At 54.2% G+C, this 24,374-nt stretch carries 17 protein-coding genes and 1 pseudogene; 10 read left to right on the top strand and 8 right to left on the bottom strand.

Features of this window, described 5'->3' with window-relative positions; genetic code table 11:
* Positions 1-48 precede the first annotated feature (48 nt).
* From ABC383_RS07245 to ABC383_RS07235, 3 genes are all read left to right on the top strand, one after another.
* Entirely contained in the window at positions 49-540 is a 492-nt protein-coding gene (locus ABC383_RS07245; protein ID WP_413012703.1) for a HEPN-associated N-terminal domain-containing protein, read from the top strand.
* Positions 453-1,178: an RES family NAD+ phosphorylase gene (locus ABC383_RS07240; protein WP_413012701.1), complete on the top strand. Its 726-nt coding sequence runs from the start codon at positions 453-455 to the stop codon at positions 1,176-1,178. Before ABC383_RS07245 ends, ABC383_RS07240 begins: the two co-directional genes overlap by 88 nt.
* A gap of 241 nt (positions 1,179-1,419) precedes the next feature.
* Positions 1,420-2,508, top strand: a complete 1,089-nt coding sequence (locus ABC383_RS07235; RefSeq protein ID WP_413012700.1) for a VOC family protein — start codon at positions 1,420-1,422, stop codon at positions 2,506-2,508.
* Between the two features lie 584 nt (positions 2,509-3,092).
* Here the strand turns inward: ABC383_RS07235 and ABC383_RS07230 are convergent.
* Positions 3,093-4,139 carry an IS110 family RNA-guided transposase gene (locus ABC383_RS07230; protein ID WP_413012698.1) on the bottom strand — a complete coding sequence of 349 codons (1,047 nt, stop codon included), beginning with the start codon at positions 4,137-4,139 and terminating at the stop codon, positions 3,093-3,095.
* 307 nt (positions 4,140-4,446) lie between these two features.
* On the opposite strand from ABC383_RS07230, the gene ABC383_RS07225 reads away from it, so the two are divergent.
* The 7 genes from ABC383_RS07225 to ABC383_RS07195 all read left to right on the top strand — a co-directional run bounded on the left by ABC383_RS07225 (position 4,447) and on the right by ABC383_RS07195 (position 11,274).
* Positions 4,447-4,779 carry a helix-turn-helix transcriptional regulator gene (locus tag ABC383_RS07225; RefSeq protein WP_413012697.1) on the top strand — a complete coding sequence of 111 codons (333 nt, stop codon included), beginning with the start codon at positions 4,447-4,449 and terminating at the stop codon, positions 4,777-4,779.
* Positions 4,780-4,797: 18 nt separating this feature from the next.
* Positions 4,798-5,136: a hypothetical protein gene (locus tag ABC383_RS07220; protein WP_413012695.1), complete on the top strand. Its 339-nt coding sequence runs from the start codon at positions 4,798-4,800 to the stop codon at positions 5,134-5,136.
* Between the two features lie 2 nt (positions 5,137-5,138).
* Positions 5,139-5,474 carry a hypothetical protein gene (locus ABC383_RS07215; protein ID WP_413012693.1) on the top strand — a complete coding sequence of 112 codons (336 nt, stop codon included), beginning with the start codon at positions 5,139-5,141 and terminating at the stop codon, positions 5,472-5,474.
* A 726-nt stretch (positions 5,475-6,200) separates the two neighbouring features.
* Positions 6,201-7,883: a YfjI family protein gene (locus tag ABC383_RS07210; protein ID WP_413012691.1), complete on the top strand. Its 1,683-nt coding sequence runs from the start codon at positions 6,201-6,203 to the stop codon at positions 7,881-7,883.
* Positions 7,880-8,458 (top strand): hypothetical protein, encoded by a 579-nt coding sequence (locus tag ABC383_RS07205; protein ID WP_413012690.1) that lies wholly within the window; start codon positions 7,880-7,882, stop codon positions 8,456-8,458. The genes ABC383_RS07210 and ABC383_RS07205 overlap by 4 nt, the downstream gene beginning before the upstream one ends.
* Positions 8,442-9,371 carry an IS5 family transposase gene (locus ABC383_RS07200; protein ID WP_413012689.1) on the top strand — a complete coding sequence of 310 codons (930 nt, stop codon included), beginning with the start codon at positions 8,442-8,444 and terminating at the stop codon, positions 9,369-9,371. Before ABC383_RS07205 ends, ABC383_RS07200 begins: the two co-directional genes overlap by 17 nt.
* A gap of 1,543 nt (positions 9,372-10,914) precedes the next feature.
* On the top strand, positions 10,915-11,274 hold the full coding sequence (locus ABC383_RS07195; RefSeq protein ID WP_413016439.1) for a hypothetical protein: 360 nt from the start codon (positions 10,915-10,917) through the stop codon (positions 11,272-11,274).
* Between the two features lie 185 nt (positions 11,275-11,459).
* On the opposite strand, the pseudogene ABC383_RS07190 reads toward ABC383_RS07195, so the two are convergent.
* The 7 genes and pseudogenes from ABC383_RS07190 to ABC383_RS07160 form a co-directional block, all read right to left on the bottom strand.
* Positions 11,460-11,564, bottom strand: a pseudogene (locus ABC383_RS07190) (recombinase family protein); the annotation flags it as partial.
* A 145-nt stretch (positions 11,565-11,709) separates the two neighbouring features.
* Positions 11,710-14,049: a restriction endonuclease gene (locus ABC383_RS07185; RefSeq protein ID WP_413012688.1), complete on the bottom strand. Its 2,340-nt coding sequence runs from the start codon at positions 14,047-14,049 to the stop codon at positions 11,710-11,712.
* A gap of 602 nt (positions 14,050-14,651) precedes the next feature.
* Positions 14,652-15,413, bottom strand: a complete 762-nt coding sequence (gene drmC, locus ABC383_RS07180) for a DISARM system phospholipase D-like protein DrmC (RefSeq protein ID WP_413012686.1) — start codon at positions 15,411-15,413, stop codon at positions 14,652-14,654.
* A gap of 1 nt (position 15,414) precedes the next feature.
* Entirely contained in the window at positions 15,415-17,274 is a 1,860-nt protein-coding gene (gene drmB / locus ABC383_RS07175; protein ID WP_413012684.1) for a DrmB family protein, read from the bottom strand.
* Between the two features lie 2 nt (positions 17,275-17,276).
* Positions 17,277-21,281 (bottom strand): DISARM system helicase DrmA, encoded by a 4,005-nt coding sequence (drmA, locus tag ABC383_RS07170; RefSeq protein WP_413012682.1) that lies wholly within the window; start codon positions 21,279-21,281, stop codon positions 17,277-17,279.
* 8 nt (positions 21,282-21,289) lie between these two features.
* Positions 21,290-22,492, bottom strand: a complete 1,203-nt coding sequence (locus ABC383_RS07165; RefSeq protein ID WP_413012681.1) for a restriction endonuclease — start codon at positions 22,490-22,492, stop codon at positions 21,290-21,292.
* On the bottom strand, positions 22,492-24,372 hold the full coding sequence (locus tag ABC383_RS07160) for an ATP-binding protein (protein ID WP_413012679.1): 1,881 nt from the start codon (positions 24,370-24,372) through the stop codon (positions 22,492-22,494). Before ABC383_RS07160 ends, ABC383_RS07165 begins: the two co-directional genes overlap by 1 nt.
* Between the last annotated feature and the right edge of the window lie 2 nt (positions 24,373-24,374).

Here is a 24,374-nt window from a genome sequence, read left to right as displayed (position 1 = left end):
CTTTGAAAGCCGAGGCAGCATATCTCTCTATTCAGCAATTTTCTGCATATGAATTTACACCGCGTCTGCTCCTCTTGCTTTTCCGACCAAGATTTACGTGCTTGGATTCGAGAACACAATGGACGTCGCGGTTGCGACTTCTGCGGCAAGTTTGACTCCCCAACAGTGGAGGCCTACAAAGTGGCGTCCCACATTGAGCGGTGCATTAGGCGGTACTACGGCAGAGCAGTTGAACAGCTTGGGTATTGCTCAGCTGAAGGAGGCTACCTAGGTCATCATTGGGACTCTTGGGACATGCTCAACAAGGTTGGGCTCGAATTGCCTCGAGACCATGCTGGCATTGATAGTCTGTATTCGGCAATCGTTGGCGCTATGGAGGGTGAGCCGTGGTGTGACTTCGATGTGGGCGCACTTGACCTTGACGATGCCTTATGGAGTAGTTGGGAATCTTTTTGCCAGACCGTAAAGCACGAGCGGAGATTTTTTTTCATCATAATGGCAGGGATGACCAAGATTCATTCACCCCAGCATCACTGCTAAGTAGGATTGCCCAAGCAAGTGAAGCACTCGGTTTAATTGTGGAGCTTCCTGCCGGTTTGAGCCTTTGGCGCGCGCGCACAGACCTTCCTAAAGGTCAGCGCGTGGTAGCGTCGGATTTCGGCCCTCCTCCTCTCAAGCTCGCCCTACAGAGCAATCGCATGAATCCAGCAGGCATTCCGATGCTTTATCTCGCCTCATCGGCAACCACAGCGCTGAAGGAGACACGAACGAAGCAAGCAAAGGTAGGGCTCTGGCGCTCGATTCGACCAATACGGATTTTGGACCTGCGGCACCTGCCGCCTGTACCGGGCATATTCGCAGAGGAACCTCGCAAGCAGGCCCTCACTTTGAGTTTCTTGCATGACTTCGCTAACGACATAATGAAGCCGGTTGCACGCAACAACGAAGTTCACATCGATTACTTACCCTCTCAAGTTGTCACCGAATTCATGCGCGACTATGAGTTTTCAGACGGAGCCTTGGATGGAGTTGCATACGGCAGCACTGTCCATCAACCTGGTTGGAATGTCGCACTCTTTCTCGGGCCTATCGATCTAGGACTTGCCACCCCTGGATGGGGTGTTACTCCCTCTCCAGCTTTTGCGTTCAAAAAGGCAACTTGGACAACTTCCGCTTAGGGTCGATCTTCTCCGTTTCGACTTAGGCGGCAGTCGGCCAATACCAGACCTACCGTCATGACGTGCTAATAAGCGGCCAATGGTGCAGTGCAATGATACTCCGACCGATTAATTTAAAGGGCCATACATGTTATTTGCGATGTTCCATGCGAGTTGCGCAACGGGAAAGCCAGCACCTATACCGCCGGGGCCAGCCGGCGCTGCGCTAGCAGCAAGCGTAGCGCCGCCGAACTGGCGACTCTTGTATAACAATCCGGTACTCAACCTCAACAACCCGCCGCCAGGAGGAGCTGGCCAGTTCGATCTTGTGCAACTGCCGGCTGCTGTTGGACTGCTGCAGTCCATCCTCGGTGTTAATGTCTACAGTGAGATTAATGTGCCGAAGGCTCATATGATTTTCGATGCAGTCACGGCGGGTTACGGCACTATTGCAGCGGTACAAATGCTGCCGCTTGCGAACTTAGCACAGGTCTATGCAATCTGCACCTACGCCCAAAGTAGAGCGCCTCTACTGCAATCCATTTATGGTTTTCCGAATGGCGCGGCAGCAGGTCCGGTAGTTTCTCCTGCCCAGTCTGAAATAGAGACAACAGAAAAAGTGCATTTGAGTTTTGTGCTCGGGCAGACGGTGGCAATGTGCATGGCTAGACAGGCTTGGGGTGTTCAACGGCTATTTCACCGCAGTCTGTACGGGCCGCTGCTCCCGATACTTTCACCTGGCATGGCAGCACTCGCACCGGGACTGTCTCCGGACTTTCTGTGTTTCAGCCCTCTTCCAAACGCTACTGGCGTGGGGTTGTGTTTCGTTGAGTCAAAAGGGACACACAGGAAAATAAATCAACACACTCGCATTAACGATCGAGACTTGATTAATGATGCATTCGAAAATCAGATCGCGCCGGCGCACAATGCGCTGCCAGGTGGTGCGTACATGTGTGCGGTGTCCTTGGCCTGCCGCGATGAAGCGCAACCCAATAATAGAGTGGTCGGCCAGTTCTGGGATCCGGTAAATGAGGATGCGATACCCGCTAATGTGGAAGCCGTCCACAGACTCACAGCGCAGTATTTTATGGCCATGCGCGCGTTCTTACTAAGTATTGGGTTGCCCAAGATTTCTCGCGGTGGGAGACGTGTGGCTTGGGACGCGCGACTAATGCGCATGCATATCGAGATGGCAGCGTGGCAGTGGCGGCTTATGGAAGAGCTCGCGGCGAGAAGAGTGTCAGAAAAGCAGTTTTTTTACCGGATTGAGAAACTTGACAAGCGATATTGGATTCACTTCGAAGATGGCCATAACGGAGACGGCTTATATTTAACTATGAATGAATAGCGCAATATGCTGTTCATGTAAGCGAACGGTGCATTAGATTGAACTGCCATGAAAGTTCCCATAATCAAAATGGGTGTTTTCGAAGTGAAAAGCGGCTTTAAAATGGGCCTAGCAATCGCAGTTAGGTCAATGGCAACGGATTTTTGAATGGCAGCTTTGGGTCCAGGCTGTGTAAAAACAAACAAGGCCCACAAATTTACGCAAGGTCCAGCATATCTAACCACATGCGAAAAGGTTACTTTGCTGCGCCAGTGAGGTAAAGCAGCATGGGCCGTGCGGAGCGTTCACGTTTTTACACATAGATGGTCGCCCCTGTTTTGCCAAGCCATCAGTCAATGAAGTGAGTAGGTGAAGATTGCAGCCATAGATCCGGACTTTGATTGAGGCCGTCGCCTCTGTCCCTGATGGAATATGCTGGCAGGTTCCTAAACAGCCTCTCGAGCTTTGCGCTCCTTGTGTAAAGTAGGTTTGACCTGCCACGGTCTGACCTAGCTCGCCATCACGTCATGATTGCCTGTGCAATTGGTGGAGTGCTCCTTCAAACTTGGTAAGAATGGTAATTTAATAACGTTGTATCTTCGGTATTACGAGTCGTCACTTGATATCCCCGCTGCGTGCAAGCCCGCTTTGTAATCTTGGTCATGCGCCAGGAGCGCCCAAATAATGCGTGCATTCTTATTGGCTAGCGCGACGGCTGCGACGTTCTGGTTTCGTCGTCCCAGCAAGTTGGCCAGCCAGCTACCAGCATAATTGGCTTTGCGTTCTGCCACTCGCAAAACGGCTCGGGCGCCTTGAATCAGGAGCGTCCTTAAATACGGATCACCACGCTTGCTAATCCCCAGAAGAGTTGGCTTGCCTCCACTTGAATGCTGTCGCGGCACCAGCCCCAGCCAGGCAGCTAACTGACGACCATTCTTAAAAAACTGGGCATCGCCAATCGAGGCCACCATTGCGCTTGCTGTGATGGCGCCAATACCAGGAATGTTTGCCAATTTCCTGCTGACGTCGTTCTCCCGATGCCAGATCTGGATTTGCAGTTCCAGTTCGCCCACCTGGCGATCGAGTTCCTTCAAATGCTCTACCAGGCGCTGCACCAAATGGCGAAAGACGGCTGGCAAATCGAATTCGGTATTATCCAGAATAGCAGGCAGGCGTTGGACGATCTGGCTTATTCCCTGAGGCAAGATGATGCCGTATTCGCTCAACAGCCCACGGATTTGATTGGCCTGAGCCGTACGCGCCTTGACGAAACTCTGCCGTGCGCGATGCAGAGAGAGCACTGCCTGCTGTTCCACATTCTTGATCGGTACGAAGCGCATGTTCGGCCTGCCTACTGCTTCGCAGATCGCCTCGGCATCGGCAGCATCGTTCTTATTCGTCTTGACGTACGGTTTCACGAATTGAGGTGCCATTAGCCTGACGGTATGCCCCACTGCCTGTAGTTTCCTGGCCCAATAATGGGCACTGCTGCACGCTTCAATGCCGATCAGGCATGGCGTCAGGTTAGCGAAGAGAGGCAATACCTGATCGCGCTTCAATGACTTTTTCAGCACTGCCTTGCCATGCTGATTTACTGCATGTACCTGTATGACATTCTTTGCCAGATCAAGCCCGACTGTTGTAATCTGCATTTCGTCGCCCCTCTCGGTTAGTGGATCGTCGCGCTTTCCACTGTGGCACTCTGATGCCGTTTCGGGAAGGGGCGACCATTCCATTAGCCTCGGTCGAACTCGGAAGTTTGTATTCTGAAACTTCTTGTCCGATTAAGTCGGAACTACTGCAAGTTATGCAATCAATGGATCATCGTTGGCGTCCATCTTTCCATCCGCAGTGTCCAGTTTGACATTCTCCAGTGGGATATATCGACAACCCGCTTGCACCTGCCAAATATCCCAACACGATAAGAACCATGTTTAACACAGCCCATAGGAGGGCAACATGGTTCAGCACACCCCACCACGGAAAACGCTCCGCATTGGCGCCAGCGCCAAAAAACTCGACATCGGTGTTTCGACGGTCTGGCTCAAGATCAACACCGAGCCAGATTTTCCGCGTCCGTTCAAACTTGGTCCCCGCACCACGGTATTTTTCGAGGATGAACTGGATGCTTACTTGGAGCGTTGCGCCGCCAAATCGCGCCAGGCAGACGCACAAAAGATAATAGCGCAATCCCCACACGTCATCGACCTGTGTGTCCAGGCCAAGCCTGTGCCGGACCCGGCAGATTCTTGCGCGACCATGCCGAGCTTTCCCGAAGCGCCTAAACGCTAATTAACAAGGGGAGAGCAAATGACAATTCAAACCAAACTTCCCGCAGGCGATGCAACCGACGCCATGGACGCCTGCGACGCCGCAACAAAACAGGAGGTGTCCGACCCTGGCGTTATGCCGATAACGGTGGCGCCTCCTGATAACGCTCCGATCCAGATACCGGACCTGTCCATGGCCCATATGAGCGGCGAACAGGCAGCGGCGGCGGCCCTCGACAAAGTCTGCCACTACTACGCCCACCCGGACGAGTTGTATTGGGCATTGCTACCACTGATTCCTAAAAAGCTCGGCGTCGAACGAATGACGAACATTCGTGGCTTTCTTCGCGCAATCCAAAAACACCTTGAAAGGAAGTAATCATGCAAAACCTGATGAAAACCATCGAAACTGCGATCGCCGATTCCGACAATGCGAGTTTGGCTGCCAGATTCGCCCACTTGAAATCGATCGGTGAGTGTGATGCTCGTACATTGGTGGAAACAGCTATAGACACGCCTTTGTTTCTTTTCCGTAAAGAGCAATTCAAGGCAGCTGTAGCGTATCTCGACAAGCAGGAGGCTGACGGCTCGCAAGCCATCTGTAGCGACACTCCTTTCACCAATTTCCTTCAGCAACTCGTCTATAACCACGGCTTCGACGGCGTATTGGAGCGGCTCCATGCGACTCTGGAGAAGGACCCGCAGAAGCTGGAATAAATAGGTTGCGCAATGTGGACGTGGGTAACTGGGTTGCCCATGCTTGTGCCCGAAACAGCCAATTTCATCCACGTCGCTGTCTGACGTTGGGCAACAACCGCACTCGACAGCACTTAGCCGGCTGCTTGGTGCAAAACATTCTTGGTAGATCCACCATTGAAAGGAAAACGAAAAATGACGACATCGACCGCTACTCCCCGCACATTTACTGCTTCGGCTATGAACAAATCAGAGTCCGGTGCATTCGAGCCCAATCCGTATATGTACCGGGCCGGCCGTTGCGATGCGCTCCTTTGGCTTGAGACGCCGGACAAGCACGACCTCAGTGTCTGGCAGCGCAATCGGTTTCCACAGCACGCAAGCAAAAGGTTTGACGACTGTTGGGCCATTTGCAGTCACGCTGAAAAGATTACAGATTACCTCCACTGGTACGACTCCTACCATGCCGGATTCAGCATGGAGCTGAGCGAGTACATCTCAAACGAGCTCCGTATACTTGTCGAGGCTCACCACTACCCGCCCACCTGCCCACAACATTCCGCTCCGAAAAGCCCTAACTCGAAAAGCTGCGCTGGGCCTACTTTTGATGATTTTCCCTTCTAGGGTCCGATCAAGCCTGCTTGGCTTTGGTATGAGCAACACATTTTAAGCCCGAACTCATGAGGGCATATCCGGCAGTGATTCCTGATCAATCACTGCCGGACAGCGGAAAGGAGTTTTTTAAAAATGCATAATCTCAATGTTGCTGAGAATAGTGACTTTCAATGCGATGCACGGTTTGCGCCCAGCGATGCCGAAGAGATATTTCGCTCGTCGCTGTCGGCAATCTCGGATAGTGTGTCAACGAAGCCGGAACACCTGTCGGTTCGCCCGGAAGGCGAAGCGTCCTTGGGCTGGTCCACCCCTCAAGCTATTGTCGCTGAGCTGCAGCCGGTTGTACCGTTATCGGTCGCATTACTGCCCAGGCGTCTGGCAGACTTCGTATTCGACGAGGCTAGTCGCATGCCGTGTTCCCCAGACTATATCGCTGCGGCGTTGATCACCGCACTCGGTTCCATCATCGGCGCGCGTACCGCCGTGAAGCCCAAAGCCCTGGACGACGGCTGGCTCGTCGTGCCTAATTTGTGGGGCGGTATCGTAGGCGAGCCGTCTACCAAAAAGACCCCGGCCATCAGCGTGGCGATGAATGACCTGGACCGGCTTGAGGCTGTCGAAGCAGTCAAGCTGGCTAACAAATTGGCTGCCTATACGGCTGAAAAGGCCGCTCATGACGCTTATAAAAAGGCGATCGAAAAGGATATGAAGGACGCGATCGCGGCCGATGGCGATGCCCACGAAAACAATAATCGGCTTGCGACGGCCAAGCGCAATCTGGCAGCGCTGCAAGCCCCGGTGGAGCCGTATCAGCGGCGCTTCAAATGCAACGATGCCACGACTGAAAAGTTGGGTGACTTGCTGACGACGAATCCAGCTGGCCTTCTAGTATTACGCGATGAGTTGACCGGTCTATTGAGCAGCTGGGACAAGACCGGCCACGAAGGCGACCGCGCCTTTTATCTTGAAAGCTGGAACGGATCAAACAGTTTTCACATTGATCGCATCGGACGGGGCAGCAAGTATGTGCAGAATTTGTGCCTGAGTGTATTCGGCGGCATTCAGCCTGATCTGTTGACCCAGTATCTCGGTGGAATTGTGAATTCCCTCGACAATGACGGCCGCATTCAGCGATTTCAGGTATTAGTTTATCCTGATCCAGTGCCGTGGGCCTGGCATGACCGCACTCCGGCCAAGGAGTCGCGTGCCGCTATGCGCGCCATCTTTGATCACTTGGCCAGCTTCGACCCGGTTATGGACGGTGCTACGCGGGCCAATGACCATGTCAAGTTGCCTTATTTCAGTTTTGATGACGCTGCTCAGAAAGTCTTCATTGCGTGGAGCGAAGACTTGTATCACCGTATCGTCCGGGAAACGAATCCCTTGATGCGCCAGCACCTGGCGAAATACGAAAAGCTGTTTTGCTCGCTAGCGCTGATTTTCCATTTGGTCGAGGGGCATGTCGGTCATATCAAAGAAGATATCGCCCTGCAGGCAGCGGCCTATTGCGCATACTTGGAAAGTCACGCTCGTCGCATTTACGCGATGACGGAGGCCGCCACCATGACGGCGGCGCAGGTGCTGAGCCGGCGGCTGGCTGAAGGCAAGCTCGACAATGGCTTTACGGCGCGCGATGTCCATCGCAAGGGGTGGGGCAGTTTAGCAGCACCGAAACAGGTTGAGAGCGCTCTCAGCCTGCTGGAAGAAGCCGGATGGGTCAAGCCGATCCAGCATCAGGGCGATACGGGCCGGCCGACCGTTATCTATTTGATCAACCCGCAGGTACAGTCCAAAAAAGAGGGAAGCCGTTCGTGATCGACTGGATCGCCCGTGCCGAAGCCCATTTGCTTGAAAAGTGGGCCACTGGTATCGACAAAACTGCAGAAATTCCTCTTTCGCCGGTTTTGTCAGTACCGTCTGAGCGCAATTGCGATAAGCTCGCTTCGGCTTTTGGCGGTTTTGTCAGTTCGCTTCAAGAAAACATTCATCACAATGTACCGGGTTCCGCACGGATGACTATACCGAGTGCGCCATTCCCAATTTCCCTTGCTAGATATCTTTCCGATATGGCCGAGGATAATGTCGAGCGGGCCTGCACATCTTCCGTACCAGCCTCGTCAAGAGAGCCAATGTCCACCCCAGGCGAACCGTTGGCTCTCGCGAGCTTATTAGCATTATTCCAACTCGAAACGATTGACGCTGATGAGCAGGACCATATGGCCGAGGGCTATGACACCGAAGAAATCCGGCGAGTGAACAATCTTGCGTATCACCTCATCACTACTAAAGCTTGGCCCTTTGAGACCGCGATGGGCTTTGTTGCGCAAATCACGCCGTCCAGCACATTGGAGGCAGCTCGGGTAGGCTGGGCGCATGAAACCCGCTCCTGAGAAGTACAGAACGACGAACTGGAAGGCATACAACGCGTCATTAAAGGCGCGCGGCTCGCTGCTTATCTGGCTCGATCCCGCCATGAACTGGCATGGCCAGGCAAGTGGCAAGCGCGGCCGCAGTCCGAGCTTCAGTGACGAAGCGATCCAGTTCTGTCTGAGTATCAAGTGCCTGTTCAGCTTGCCGCTACGCCAAGCCATGGGTATCGCGCAAAGCCTACTCGGGCTGGCAGGCCTGGATTGGCCTGTTCCGGATTACAGCATCGTGAGCCGGCGGCAAAAGACATTGCAGGTTGCTATTGAAGTCGCACCCACTACGATCGGCCTGCATCTGCTGGTCGACAGCACTGGCATCAAGATGCTGGGCGAAGGTGAATGGAAGACGAAGAAGCATGGTGCCGATTACCGTCGCCAATGGCGCAAGGTCCATCTCGGCATCGATGCCGCCACGCTTGAGATACGGGCCATGGAAGTAACTCACAACAGCATCGGTGACGCCCCTATGCTTCCCAACCTATTGGATCAGATTCCTCTGGAAGAGGCCATTGCCAGCGTCAGCGGTGATGGCGCCTACGATACGAAGGACTGCCATGAGGCCATCGCGTTACGCCATGCGGATGCCATCATTCCGACCCGGAAGAATGCCAAGCCATGGAAGACGAACCGGACTGGTGCCGCGGCGCGCAATGAGATCTTGCGAACCACACGCTGCTTGGGACGGACTATTTGGAAGAGGTGGAGTGGTTACCACCGACGAAGTTTGGTAGAAACCAAGATGCGCTGCTTCAAGCTGCTTGGGGAACCCATCATGGCGCGTGACTTCGACCGCCAGGTCGCTGAGCTGCAAGTCCGTGCCGCCGTGTTAAATCGCTTTACGCGTCTTGGCACGCCTATTACGGTCACGATGCCATAATTCCGCCGGCACAAAGCCAAACTCTGCTTTATCTTATTTTTGCAACAAAGCCACCGCGATGGATAAAGCAGCCGAATGGGTGGTAAGCCATTCGAAACACTCTGAGGAACGTGATTTTGTCGACGTCTTGGGCCTTAACAGAAGAAGGGTACTATGAATACAGTCACGATGGTCTGAATACGCAATATGCGTAACACTATCACGCCGGCATACGATGCCTTCAGCCATCGTGGCCAGTGATCTCAAGCAGGTGGGGAAATCGGCCACGATCAACTGGAATGGGTAATCACGTTCGTTCAGAGTCGTCGGTTACATCGCATAGCGAGGTCGGCCACGGTCTGTGACGTTCTGCCCAAAAGCCTGCGATTCTGTTGCTTGCAGGAATGCGCCAATAAGTGACAGCGGTTTTGGGACCACTCTTAAAGCGAACTTGTGATCGTGAGCCGCTGCATCAAAAAGTACTGCCGAAACTGACGAAAATCCCTTACATCATTTTTGACAGTGGAGTGCGCCATATGCAAAACCAAAATGGCTGAGCGGATGCGCAGAGCGTCAGACAGGCGGCATTGATTTCCAAATGGAAACTTTGGGTTGGCGCAACTGGGCTGCGCACAATGAAAGGGAAGGCGATCTCCAGCAAAAATGCCAGCAATTCGAACCCTTTGAGGCGGCAACTGATGGCGTTGCAGGTCGAGCCTGATCAAGTGCTGCGAAAGGCAAAGAAAATTGACGCTGCGCGGCGTCGGTCACCTTGGCCTATATCGTAATGTGGGTCAGAAGCTTGGTGATCTATGTAGACGGTAGCGCTAGTGGAGCGACCGCGAAATTGCGCGTCAAAGCAGCGGGGTCTTCATCATCGTGGTCGATAAGTTCAAAACGTCACTACAAGCCGTTTGCAGTGACAAAGGCGTTACCTACACCAACAAGCACTGTCATATGCCGATCATAAACACCGCCAACATCGGCCGCGCCAAGACTGCTGGCGTCTCGACAGGTTCATCATAAAGTCGGTAAACGGACCATCTGGTGACGGTTATCAGATTGCGATCCATCTGCCGAGGGTCACGATGCTGTGGCCGATGTAAGGAAGTCTATTTCTACAAATGCAGAGATACCGACGGTGCGTCTGGTCGAGCGCAACGGCGTCACTGCGTATGAAACGCAGTGATAATTAGTCGCCAATATTCCACTATCTCCCATAAGGCAGATACACCCACCATCCGCGTGGTCGAGCGCAACGTTGCGCTTGATCGGTCGCCGAACACCGCACTGCGATTCTGGAAATTCCCAAAATGCGCTCGCCCTGCTTGGGGCGGGAAGCAAAATTAGGGACATTTGCGGGCGGCGATGGTGAGCGCTTCAACTGAAGGACTTCACATTGACTATCGTTCCCTGTAATCATTGACTCGACAGCGGCTAGTATCGCAGCAGCCGATCAAGCCTAACGATACGTCGACTGAGTATTCCCCGAACAGGAACTTTATGATGGAAATGACGCCATGACCCAATTCGGACATGACTGAAACGTTTCAATGACGCAAACTTGGCGCAGGAGTTTACGCAGGAGCAAGTGCGTCAGATCTGCGTCAACGAGGCCAACCAAGACGTGTTGGATATGAATAAAGGGCTGCTGATGGCTCGCAAGATGATGGACACGTTGCTGACGCTGGTCCATGGAGTGTCGGATGCGGCTGACATCAAGCGGATCATAAGGAGTAATGCTGCCGCGGTGCAAACTATCCGCAAGATACGCAGCCTTGATGCGGAGGCGGTGCAGGAGCCGACGACTGAGGTGAATGTGACGGTATCGAGCGATCCTGGATTCAGTAAGTTGCGGCAAGCATTCCGTAATCGTCTGGCGCACATGGGTGACGCACCCGCGTCAATTGACGCACATTCCTGACGCAGCGGATGATAGGCGCCAGAGGTTTGGTCGGCTTTATGGACCCGTATGATGGTTTGGCGGCTGATGTTAAACGCTCGCGCAGGGCTGGCTACGGCTTCCTTGGCATTAAGCCGTGTTTTGATTTCAGCGCGTTGCGTGCGCATGACCGTGCAGCGGCGACCGGGGAATTTATCCTCAATTGCGGCCCTCGCTAAACCGGATTTGGTGTGCTCAATGGTGAGATCGCGCTCGAACTCAGCTACAGCGGTCAGAATTGGCATGGTCATACGACCGGCAGCCCTGGTCAACTGTATGGGGGATCAAACGGTGGGTGTAGGCCATAATGTGTGGAAAGGCCCGCTCTGGGTATCCCTTCAGCGAGCCAAACAAAAAATGAGGTGGTCGCACTTATTGCTTTAAGCAGTCAGTACCGCGGCTCACCTCTTGGGGCAGTTACCGTGTGCGCAACAATTCCGTGAGCCTTGGTCCATCCAGCAGCATGAAGTCACACCCAGCGGCGGCGTCCATGGCGCCCTGCGTGAAGCCCGACGTCGTTACGACCATGCCTTTGGTCCCTGTCGGGTAGCGGGAAAGCGAACCTGCCACGTCATGAATTGTTTCCGCGTCAACCTTCTGCCAAGTGCCAAGGCAGAGACAACGGATGGCCCAGATATCATTGGTAACGCTATTGAACGCAATAACGTTAATGCTGCTCTCACCCGACCCTGTGCCATTGACTTGCTCGACGGTCAGTCCAAGCGATTTCATCAAACTGCGAATATCCCGTTCAAAATCGAACCATTCTGCCTTGCGATTTATATCGCTCTCGACAGCGGCAAACAAAAGACGGGTCGCCGACCGGCTTCGGTATTCGCGCCGAATTTCCTGTTCTGCGTGAAGGCCCCGAGTGTGGGGGCGGACCCACGTAAAGCCCGCCGGCACATTGATTCCGTTTTTATGCGCGAGCAGGATTTGTTCGGCGGACGCTGAATTGGATCGGCGTAGGTGCCCGTTGACCTGGTGCGCTACCTTAGGTTTGAATTCCGAAAAAGCGTGTACCACTGGTTGAATATCGATAGCTTTATCGTATCGAACTCGCGGTAAATACACCACGGCCAGGCCGGCGTACGCAGCGCGACCTGCATTAGCACGTACTTTTTGGGTCCGCTGGCCAAACACGTTCTGCCGGTTTTCCACGACCAAGAAGTCACGGATGATCCCGGCAAGGATAACACCCAGAATCGCCATCGCGTTTTCATGCAGCTCCACCGTGTTGTCTATGTAGCTGTAGATATGAGGAACCATGACGGTTCCTCTTGTAAGATCGACTCGTGCAAGGAAGTAGCGTTCGCTGGCATCGCGCAGCATGCAATAAAATTCCGCGCCGATTTCGTAAAGGTCTGCATATTGGAACATGCCCAATCCAATCTGGACCCGTGCGCCCCAGGGCACGGTCCATTGGCGGTGTTCCGCCGCTTCCGCCAGCAGCGACTGGACCAGCGTCTGTACCTCTCCCAGCGTAGTTCCATGGAACTGCATCGTGCCGATGGACTGCATGATCTCGCGGAGATCTGCCGGGATATCGCGGCCCGTCATGAACATGCCGTGATTAAACGGGTCATCCAGATCCGCGTACCGCCAGTAATCCTGTTCCGCGACACCGAGTGCCACCGGGTCAAGGTCGATATATCGGGGCGTAATCAATGTGCCTCGTGTGTCGAACCAGGGCCGGCGAAGACCACTGCGAACCGTGGCATGAACATGCCAACTTGTCCTTAACGCCTGGTGCGCTACGAACAAAGTGTCATGATCGTGGTAATCCGACAGCCCGGCTTTGCTGATGGCGCTCATCATGTCTTCGGCTGCATCCACGCTCACGACAGACTCGCCAGCGATCGCCAGTACAGTGTCCAGAGCGTCGTTTCCATCAATAGCGTCGAGCAGGTGATTAAAGAGTGGATGCGCGTCACGGATTTCCACACTATCAAAGGGCACGGACAGGTCTCCAGCCGATTTGCGCTTCCGATGCGTGGCAAGCAATCGTGAAAAATGCATGACGGTACTAGCTGTCCACCTCCCCCAACTGGCTTGCAGCAGCTCCTTGGGTCGCTTTGCGACTTGCGCGGACCAGTTGGATTCTGGCAGTGCCATTAGCCACCAGTAGGCGAGCTCGAAATCTTTATAGAGGAAGGTAGGGGAGGCGGGAAGCGTGGCCAGCGCAACGAGTCCTTTGAATCGCTGCGGCTCAGTGTCGAGCTTAGCATGGAAAACCTGGGAAACGTTGCCGCCATGGTAGAGCGCGAAGGTGATTTTCCGCGTCACACAGGCGGCCTGGTAGGCCGCGGCGTCTACTGGCATGAAACTGCGCGCCGGGGACAGCGCCATGTCGACGCCAGAAGAAACGCTCAGGACGTTCCCAAAGGGCGTTTCCCAACACCAGATTGTCACGAGTGCCTGATGTTTTTTAAACGTCTTGAAGATGTGCGCATCTGGCGCCGTCATCAAAAAGAATGGTACTCCATCAGGCGCAATGGTAGCCACGCCATGAAAAACGGGTTTCCCATTCAAGTCCGAGATTAAACGACGCAACTCCACCGAAGTAATCGGTGGCGCTTTCAGTGCATGTGCTTTGAACTGTGGATAGCAATCACGATACCCGATTGGAAAGGGTGGCGGATGCCCTAGTGTTCCGACGCTGGATGCAAAATGGACTTGATGAGAGGATGGGGGTTGTGATGTCGAGTCCAAAGATACGAACTCGCCCTCCACGTGTTTATCACCACGAAAGCTCATGTTTCTTAATCTCCTTAAGATGAATAGACGAACAGCATTACTCCGTACTAGCTTCAGTACGGATTCCTAACTCCAATGTCTGAACCTTTTGCCGTGTATTAGGCGCAGGGCTCAGTTCATTGAAGGTTTGGAAACATCCTGTCCGTTCGTTTTCATCTTCAAGGTGATTACTTATGAGTCTTGGGTAGTTCGGCAGATAAATAAAAATTAATAGCAGCTCGATTATGCATTGAAAAAATAGTGCTGACAAGAAAGGTATGAATGTGACGTGATCCTCTTCCCAACAGCAGTAGTTCCATCGCACCAGTCCTAAATGCGGATGCCAATGTCAGCACGGCCTAACCGTTCGTATGTGGACGTCCCCAAAATACAAGAAACGACCGATATAGGCGGCATGTGAAGTGTATGACGGTCGAGTTAGGTGTTGACCCTGATTTGGGATGTGTTCCATGTGAATTCTCGCTGTATCGCGGGTACGAGATACCGACGAGAGACAATATTTTGGATAGCCTTGCCGATTAGGGAGGCCCTTTCGTACGTGCCTGACATTCAAGATTCTTTATTTCGATACAAGTCCAGAGATTGCCGCAGGCCCAGCATCGTCAAACCGGGAAGACAATTTTCGTGTCTACAAGTGAGCGCAAGTGTTCATCAAGCAACTTTGCAATACGCCCGCCGGAGATTAATACACCAGCCTCCATGTTCTTTTCCATAGCGTGTCCGGTGAGGTTCGCGCTGGTGATGAAGCAGGTCTTGCCGTCTGCGACGGCGACCTTAGCGTGGACGCGGCCATCGGAAAATGGATCGGGCTTGTCACGCCAAGCATAGAGCTTGGCGGCCGGAACCAGTATCCTCATCGTGCCTATTGCATCAAAGGTGATGCTGCCGCCGTGATCCTGGGACAATTCGAGTAGCATTGCGATTGCCACGCCGCGATGATTTGCCGCGTTCAATGCCTTGACGATGGTCGACACGTTATAGGCCACGAAGCTGGTAATGAACAAAGACTGTTCAGCGGAGTTGATGACTTGTAAAAGCGCCTGTTCTGTTCGCCGAGCGGATACGAAAGGCGTCGTCGGGCCAGTCCATACGAGTTCGGTGGATTGCTCAGAAGACACTTTGGTATAAATGTGGCTGGCAGTAAGAAGCATTGATGCCAGTTCGTCCGAACCGACCTTGGTGTTTTGCCAAGCTGCCGCAAGTTGCTCAACCACGGTCCTGGCCACCGGGGTTCCGACGACGCTTGGCAACGCCGTCGCAGCCTTGGTGGCATCGGTTCGACGAATGCGAGCAGCGACAGCTTGTACCTTTTCCGGCGAGACCAGAGAAACCAAGGCTGCAATAGCATCCAAAAGTTCATGCATGTTAGAAACCCTTGAAGAAAGCAGCATCGGCGTGTTCGAGTGTTGGTACGAGCAGCGATCGATCCAGATAGCGATTGCCCCGCTCGCAAGAGGTCTCCGCCACTAGAGAGCACGCATGGCAAGCAGCCCCATGCAATGAGCGATCTTTTCCGGGATCGTGTTCTGAGCAGAGCGGGTCTGATGAGCAGATCTTCGAACGATTCAGTGCTTGTTCCAGCAGGCGCCCAAGGTTTTCTGGTTTGCCAAGATCAACGAGACCGCCTAACGTGCCGTCTGAATCTGCTGCTGCGGTATAGATGAGGACGCCCGCCTGTGGGCTGTCGCCCGACGTATCCGCATAGATGCGCTCACGAATGCTCGCAGCGTTGTATCCGCACTCCAGCGCCAGCTCACGAATCAGTAGATGAGACAGCGTGTGCAGCATCGCATAGCGAATGCCGGGGTAACCTTCACTTGGATCAAGATGACGCGAATTGCGCCATCCCGTATGGCCACCACGGAGCATTTGGTCGACTTTCTTCACGCCATCCAACGCCTCCCATTTGACGAGCGCGGTTTCATCAAATTGCATGAAGATCCCTTCGCCATGAACTTGATTGGCTGGCACCCAGTCTGGCTTGCTGCGCGACAGCCTGGCCATTTGGGGACGTTCATTCGGGTCGCCAGACTCTTCGGGTGCTTCGACCCGAGTGAAGCCTAACAGGGCATTCACCTCGCGCAACCGCTCAAGAAGCAAGACTCGATTGATATGGCCGCTGAATCCCGGTGGCGTGCCGACCTTCTTGCTCATAAAGTGTGGGTAATCCGTGGGCGGGTTGGCCTCTGTCAGCACATCCCACTCGGGCCCTTTAATGTCGGCCTCACCTACGGCCTCCTGTCCGCCGCCATTGCGGTGTGCTTCGACGGCCGACCAGATCGACGCAGCGGGATACTTGTCGATTCCAGGCAACGCCCCGGTCTTCTTCAAGGTCTTCACTGTCACCGACACCTCGGCTTCGGATTCAAGTTCGTCGAAAAACTCCCAGCCATCCTGGATCAGTTGACTGAGCGGGTCCTTGGTCTGAGGGATTGCAAGTGCAGAGAGGGTCATCGGGAACCAGCTGTTCGTGGCACCCAATAGCACCGCGCGTGCTTCCTCATCGCATTCGTGGTCGAAGTGGTCTAAGTGCGGATGCCGTCCTCGACACCCCGGCAGATTCTCCTTTCCTGCCTTGCCGAAAGCGTGTGCCATGCTTCTGGATGCTTCACAGGTATCACACTTTACCCAAAGGTTTTCCGTTTGCAGCGACGCGCCGCTCTCGAAGAAGCGCAGCGTACCCTTGCACGAGCTGTTGCCACCATGGACGAAGTAATGCCACGGGAAATCGTCGAGGTGGCCGTCGCGGCAGGCCAACAAGAAACGTGCGGGAACGGCATCCGCATCCTTGGCGGGTTGGTCGCCTTTGGAGCCACGGCAACCTTTGTGAACGAAGCGGGTTCGCTCCGGCCTGAAACGGTTCTCCTTGATCTCAAAGAGGCCCGCATCAAAGGGCGACAGCAGGCCGCATTTCACGCAGCGCATCCAGCGCGGGAATGGCCGAACAGGAACGCCGATGTTGGCTTCGGCTGACCAGACATCAACGAGTTCGCTTTTCTGAAATGGAGGCATCCGCAGGTTCTCGACCTGCGCGCCCAATACCTTCCGAACGGCAGCAAGCAGCCGTGCCTCTTGAATCGGCTGGCAGCGGTCTTTTTCCCATCGGTCGATGCCGAGCGTCACGACTGACAGGCTGGGCAAGTCAATCAGCGCACCGGGGCCATAAGTCCACAGCAATTGGCTGGGTCGTACTTCGCCGACTGGCGTTTTGTTGTTGATGATCATGTTCAATCCTCATCCTTCGTTGCGGGACGAGGCTTCCAATTGTGGTCGTCCGTGATATGGCTCGTGTTCATGATCAGGCGCACGCCGGGCTCGACCTCCCGCATCGACATCGGTACGGTCCAGTTATCCCAGGCCTGAAGGCCGGGCGACTTGATCAATGCAACGGTTTTGTCTTTTTCAGGACCGCGCTTCTCATAGGCTAAGATGCGTCCGCCCTTGCTGACTTCTTTGGCCCATTCGTCTGCGCGTTCTTTCAGCTCAGTCTCAGCCAACTGCTTGCGCGAATTATTTTCAGCGACATTGCCTGCTCGAGTCGCCAATATCTTGATGGCATCTGTCATCTCGGCCTGGTTGGGTACGCTTAGTTGGCCCGCGCCTTCGTTCGGGCTGAAGACATCGTTCTCAAGGCGCATCAGACTAAGCATCGTGCCCGTCAGACCACGGTCCATCGCGCGCGGTGAGAACGGCGTTACCGATTGCGCTTCGACGTGTTTGTAGAACGTGGCGTGGTAGTGCTCAAAAGTTTCGTAATGCGACAGATCGCGCGGTCGGGCCCACGTCAGCACCGTACAGACCAAGCCTGGGAAGGAACGCCCCACACGACTGGTGGCCTGAATGTATTCAGCGGTCCCCTTGGGTTGCCCGTTCACTGCCATCAGCCCAAGTCGGTTCACGTCGACACCCACGGACAGCATGTTGGTCGCCAGCACGACATCGATCGCGCGCGCGTCGCCCTCCTGCCAGTGGGTTACGTATTTGCCGGTTGCAGTGTCGAATTCAGACTTAAATTTGACCTCCAGGTTGTCGAGGTACTTGGGAATGTCCTGGCTCGATACCCGAGACGTCAGCTCGCGAATGTTGCTGATACTGCGTTGTGCCAGTGCGGGCCGCTGCACCATGCTCATTTGCACGCGGTAGGAACGCGTCTGCACATCGTCCTCTGCCAGCCGCTTCATGCCGCCCAACTCACGCAGAGAGTTGAAGTAGCCGATCATGGTCATGTACGGGTCGGCGGGTTCGCCAAAATGGTCGAACAGTTCCTGCGCTGCCGTCAGAAACGCGGTGTAGACGCGGATCAACATCGCAGGTCGTGAACTGCCAGGTGAGCACACGCCAAGGTAACGCCGCCCCGGTTTTTCTTCGATCGGTCGTTGCACCGAGAAGAAGTTGTCTTCCACATCCAGTCCGTGCGGGGGAAACACCGAAACACGGCGCATGAAGACGTTATTCACTTGTTCCTTGGCTTTACGGACCGTTGCCGTGGAGGCAATGATCTTCGGTTTGACCGTTTTGCCATTAAGCGTCCAGCCGCACAGTTCATCCACGGCCGTCTCATACAAACCTACCATGGTGCCCAGCGGGCCACTGATTAAGTGGAACTCATCTTGAATGATCAAGTCAGGCGGGCGGATAGGGCTGATGGTCTTTACCTTCGAAGAAGGAAGCCCTTTACCAGCCTGGTGATTGCCATTGCAATCGGCACCCTGCCAAAGTAGCCCGTGGCGCTCGCATTCCCGTCCGACTCGACCAAACAATGTGCGCACTTGACCACGCCAAGCCATCATGGCGAACTTGTCCACGGTGGCGATCATCATGGTTGGTGGGCGGTGGTATATCTCTTCATCTACAACCAGTACCGGAATCCCTGGATGCGCCTGCTTGCTGGACTTACCTTTGGAAAAATCGCAGCGGCTTTTCTTGTCGCCACAATAGACGAAAGTGCGGCCAGAGCCTCTGTCGACCTCCACATCCCGTCCGGGTGCCACTTCCGAACCACACCACGGGCAACTGGTGAGTTGCGCGGGTGATGCAGCTCCTGCGTTGTACTTGCCAGGGTTGCGCACGTCCTCAATAGCGCGGTGACTGTCCTCAGTCGTACCCGGAGTTACCTTGTTGCCAACCCACAGGCCGATGGTGAAGGGTTCCGTGCCGAGCGATTTGTCGTCCTTGTCCAGCGCCTGTCGGCGCAATACTTCCATGGCGCAAATCAATGCTGTGGCACGCTGGAACTGCTGCAGCGTCAGCAAGCGGAGCGTGTAGCGCATGATCACGGCCAAACCGCGCGAACTGTCGAACCCGCCAAGATTACCCTGCATGCGCCGAATGGCCATGGTGAAGGCCGCCACGCCCAAATAGGCTTCGGTCTTACCGCCACCGGTCGGGAACCACAGCAGATCGGCGTAGGCTTCTACGGGCTCAACCCGATCCGGGTGGCTCGGGTTTGCCATTGACGGAATCGAAAGCAGAAGAAACGCCAATTGGAACGGACGCCAGCTGCGGTTCTTCAGCACATCGAACTTGTCGATGGTGACATCCTCGCCCCGGCGCATGGCCAGCGCGTATTGGCTGCGCACGCGTTGCGTCGCCATCGCCCGGTTGGCAAACTGGAACGCGGCCAGCGCTTTCTCATTGCTTTTCAGCGTGTCGATACCCTGCTGCAGGCGGGTGTGGATCTCTTGGCAGCGGTCCATCGCGTGTTGCGACTGGGCGTCGTAGCCGGTCACTTCTGCTCCGACGCGAGCACGCTGTTCATCAATCCACGCTGCGTAGTCCTTGGTCAGCATGCTCAGGGCGTCGACCAGCGGATCAATGTCCAAAGCCGCCAGCCGCTGCATATCGAGTAAACCACTACTAACCATCTCGCGCATCGCCGGGCGATCGCTTGGATCTAGCCCGGGAGTCTCTGTCACCTGTACCTCGTACTGTGGCATCACCGTAGTGCGCACCTCGGTGGCCAGCGTCACGTCCTCTGCCGTTTCGGCATGGACGGCGACGCCGTGACCCACGGCGAACTCGACGCGGTTGCGGTAGATCATCTCCAGAGCTTCACGCTCCGGGTCCATACCGTCGGCATCCAACACCGGCCTGCGCCGGAAGATTGCGCGCTTGGCGGCATCCTTCTCCGAACGCACGATCAGCACGGGCTGGAACACCCACGCCGTGTCGCGGTTGGTGGGAGGCTCTTCCTGTGCATTCACCAGGAACAACGTGACCAGTCGATCGCCATTGGCATTCTTGGCCCGGATGGAACCCTGCACGCGCACTTCGGGAAACTCGTTGTCGGGTGCCTGATGCGGAATCACTCCCTCGGTCAGCGGCAGCACGATCTTGCCGCCACAGGGAATACGTTGCCAGACCTTGGCCTTGGTCTGCACTTCGGCACCGGTTTCCTTGTTCTTGCGGGTACGGAAAATCTCGTGCTCATCGCTGCGCTCATACCTGCCCCAGCGCGCTTCGATCTCGATCCGATCGGCATCGCCATCGACGCAGAAGGTCATGCCGAGGCTGCTGGGCACCAGCGACTGGTTGCTGGCAGCATCAATCTCATCAGCCGAATCCGACTCCGGCTCCACACGCCCGGTAGCCGTTCCAAACTCCGCACCCGGCTCGTGCCGTCCGGGCGCCTTAGCCTCCGTGGGCTCTTCTGCGTCGTCATTGGCCAGTGGACCGTCCAACCCCTCAATGCCACCCTGCGCGGCCTCACGTGGGGCCAGTTTGCCAACCAGGTAGCGGTCGCGCACACCCATATCGACAATGCGTTCATGGGGGCCGCCAGCTGGGCCGAGCAGGTCGTCCATTACGGCTAGCTGCAGCAATTCGCGGATATAGGCCTGATCCTCAATGGTCGGTACTTCGGCGATGGTCTTGTGCAATGCCTTTGGGAGCGACTCTAGGAAGTCCGTCCACTGAACACGACCAACGCTGCCAGAAGATGGCGAGGTGAGCGATGTAAGGCCAATCGGAATCGCCGGATCGACCAGCAGCATGCGATCGAAGAAGATCGTGGTGGTCTCCAGACTGGAACGAAGCCGCAGCACCCGCCCGACTCGTGTGATGAGACCAGTGCTGCTCAGGATCAATACCCAATCATTATTCTCGATGGCTTGATACAGCGAATGCTCGCCCTTCAGCCGCAGTGTGTACTGTGCCAGCGTGAAATCGGCAGCAAGGCCATGGTCAATGGCTATCCATGCGTTGAGGCTTTTATTTTGTATCTGCTCTGACATAACGATCCTCAAACTTTAAATTCACTGGCCAAAAGCACCGCCACACGCTCTACGGTATTGAAACCGTTCGCGATCAATATCTCAGAAATGTCTCGTCCGGAAAGAAACAAGATTGGATGTCGGTCTTCCCGGACCTCTTCGTAAGCCTGCCGGGCGATCAAAGATGTAGTAACTAGTACTCCAAACTGTCTATGTCGAATACGAGAGATAAGGCGAGAAACTTCTTTAACGCCCACCGTATTGGGTGTTTTACCATTTATCGGTGGACGGTAGCACTTCGCCTCTAGAGAGAACTCTGCATATACCGGGTCATCGGCCAAACCGAGCAGGTATCGACCGATAGCATCGCGCCCACCATCAATCGTTCCACGAGTAATTTCATCAATGATGACTCTTGAATCTGTCATCTGATAAATACGAGCGGCAAACGCCTCGAAAGCAATAGGCGTGTCTTGGAAATGCGTCCAAACGCATTCCAAGATCGACCCTTTTAGCAAGGTGTCTGGCGTTTGCTGGTCTACTGATCGAATGACTGTCGTAGGTTCAGCAACAAGCGGATGATATCTTCCAGTCGCCACCCAATCCTGCCAGGCCTTCGGTGCGCTTTCAGTACTCGGTCTGCCAGCTGCCAAGTCTGCAAGCCAAAGCCTTGAAACTACCGGGACGTCCAAAATAGTGAATGTGGCGCGATAGTTCTGGAAGCGCTGGCCATCGGTAGACTTCCAAACAGCCACGAGATCCTCAGTTGCAGACATACCAGGAAAACCTGGCACTGCTAGGCCTTTGAATTGGACTGACCGAGCCCCATTTTTTGTTTGATGCTTTTTGAAGATGAAGAAAGGCGACACATTAATACGAGGCGACACATCATCGTGCAAGCGAGAAAAAGCGTGCCGAAGTACTTTGTTTCCACCAGCTCGCGTGTCATGTAGCTCGTGACCTGGGGTTTTGTTGTCCCCAAAATAATTGAACTTACCTGTGTTCATGTCAAGAAAGTCAGGCCAGTCTCGGTCCTCACCCGTAGTGAACAAGACCACCCAATTCTTTCTATCACCTCGGCCCGAAACGCGGAAGCCGCCCATGTTTCCGGAACCTGGCAACAACCTGGATATGGGCTCCCCCGCAAGTTGGCCGTCGACACTACTTTCGTAAACTGCATCGACAATTAAATTGGAAAGAGCCAGGTCAGCGTGCGGAACGACTCTCACCATCAGGCGCCTCGAATGGACACCAGCGTACCAAGGTAAGCTTTGTTGTCTACTCTCGCTTTCTTCACATAGCCAAGCAAATCACAAACAGCTTCGATTTTTTGGCAAAAAACATCTGCATTCAGCGGGATCATCCAAAGTTCGCCTTTGGTTGGCTCTTGCCGATTGGTGCTTTGCCACTGCATCTCATCGTTGAGAGGATGCTCGGGCCTGAAGGGATGAATGTTAAAGATCTTATGATCGACTTTGGTGATCCACGAAGCACCAACCTCCGTTATGGCGCCCCACGAAACCTTCGTGTTCTCGCTGGTTACGAAGAGTACATATATCTTCTGCGTTGAGTAGCTCTCAACAAAGAACTCGCGAAGGTAGTCATAGACGCCACGACCTTCTGGCACCCGGCATACCTCGTCATCGCAGTTGGTATACAGAATTTCATCGGCATGTACATTATTGAAGATGAGCATTTGGTAAACGATGTCAGCAAACGACTTGTCTGGAAAGGTTTGGCTGATCAGTATCTTCTTCTTCTGAGCGTCCACTTTCACTTTCAAACCAATGTCAGGGCTGTTGGCGTTGATTGATCTAGATATCGCTTCTTGCATCGCTTCACGCGACACATTGGATCCAAGCTTCACTAAATCCTGAGCTGCGTCTTCACTGGCTTTCTTCCGGAAAGCGTCAACAGATCGCCTCAATTTTTCCTCGTTACCCTTCTGATCCTCATCTTTGAGTCGCTTCTTCTCAGCATTCGCAAGGTCTGCAAACGTTTCTCGCATTTTTAAAATATCAGCAAGTAACTCGCTTCGCACGTAATCGCGCACAACCACATAGCGTGGGTCGTCGGATTTGTAGCCTTGCCTATTGCTCAGAGCCATATCAGGTAATTCCGAAAGCTCAAAAATATTTACATGCAACTGACCGACGACATACACCTCATTGAGCTTGTTCTGACCAACGACCGGAAGGATGTTGAACTCACCCATCTTCTCATTGGCGAAGAGCGAGATGAAGTTGTCCGGAAAATCCGTCATTTCGGCTTTTCGTCCACGTGTTGATTTGTAAGTCCCGATCCATCCCTCAACTACTAACGAGTATTCGTGCACTATCCCGTCGTTCGCTTTCAAGTTAAGCGGACGGGTTGTCCTTTCCCGTGCATCGACCAGATCACCTCTCTTACCTGGGTAGCTATCCGGTACAAGATCACACAATGGTGCGAACTTGTCTCCGAGCGTGATGAGCGTACTAAGCTCCCGCATTACGCTTCGATCGAAATCATCAATAGTCAACTTCTCTTCGCCACGGATGATATGGATTTTAAAATCCGCACCAACCAAAGGAAATATCTTGAGGAGGTTGCGCTTGACCGAATCCAATGTCTTGTGAAGCCGGTACTGCGGGTTGCGCATGACGATGGCGGAGCCATGGTCCGTAACACGCTCAAAAACAATCTTGTCTTCCTCAATAGCCTTTAATTCGTTGCCGTTCTCTGGACGTCGTGCCAAAACGAAGCCAGACCGTTCACCATTGGCGACTGTCAAGATTTCGACATTTTCTGAAACAGAGAGGGCTGCGAGTTTGCCTACGCCTTTGCGCCCCATCTTGCGACGCCTACCGGACTTGGTCTTCGAGTCCTCGTCAGAGGTTCTGGAGACGCCTGCGACATTCAAGTACCTATCGATGTCTCCGGCCTCATACGACATTCCGTGTCCGTCATCTTCGACGCGAACCTCATCTTTAGCGGAAATAATATAGACGTTTTTTGCGTCAGCGTCATATGCGTTGGCGATCAACTCTGCTAAGACGTAGTAAATATTGGTATAAAGATTCGGTCCAAGCAACTCCAGGATGCGTGGATCAACATTCAGTCGGTACTGTTTCATCC

Source organism: Noviherbaspirillum phoenicis, from assembly GCF_047237965.1.
Classification (GTDB): Bacteria; Pseudomonadota; Gammaproteobacteria; order Burkholderiales; family Burkholderiaceae_D; genus Noviherbaspirillum_A.
The sequence above is the reverse complement of the archived record's forward strand: the minus strand, read 5'-3'. Positions and strand labels throughout refer to the sequence as shown.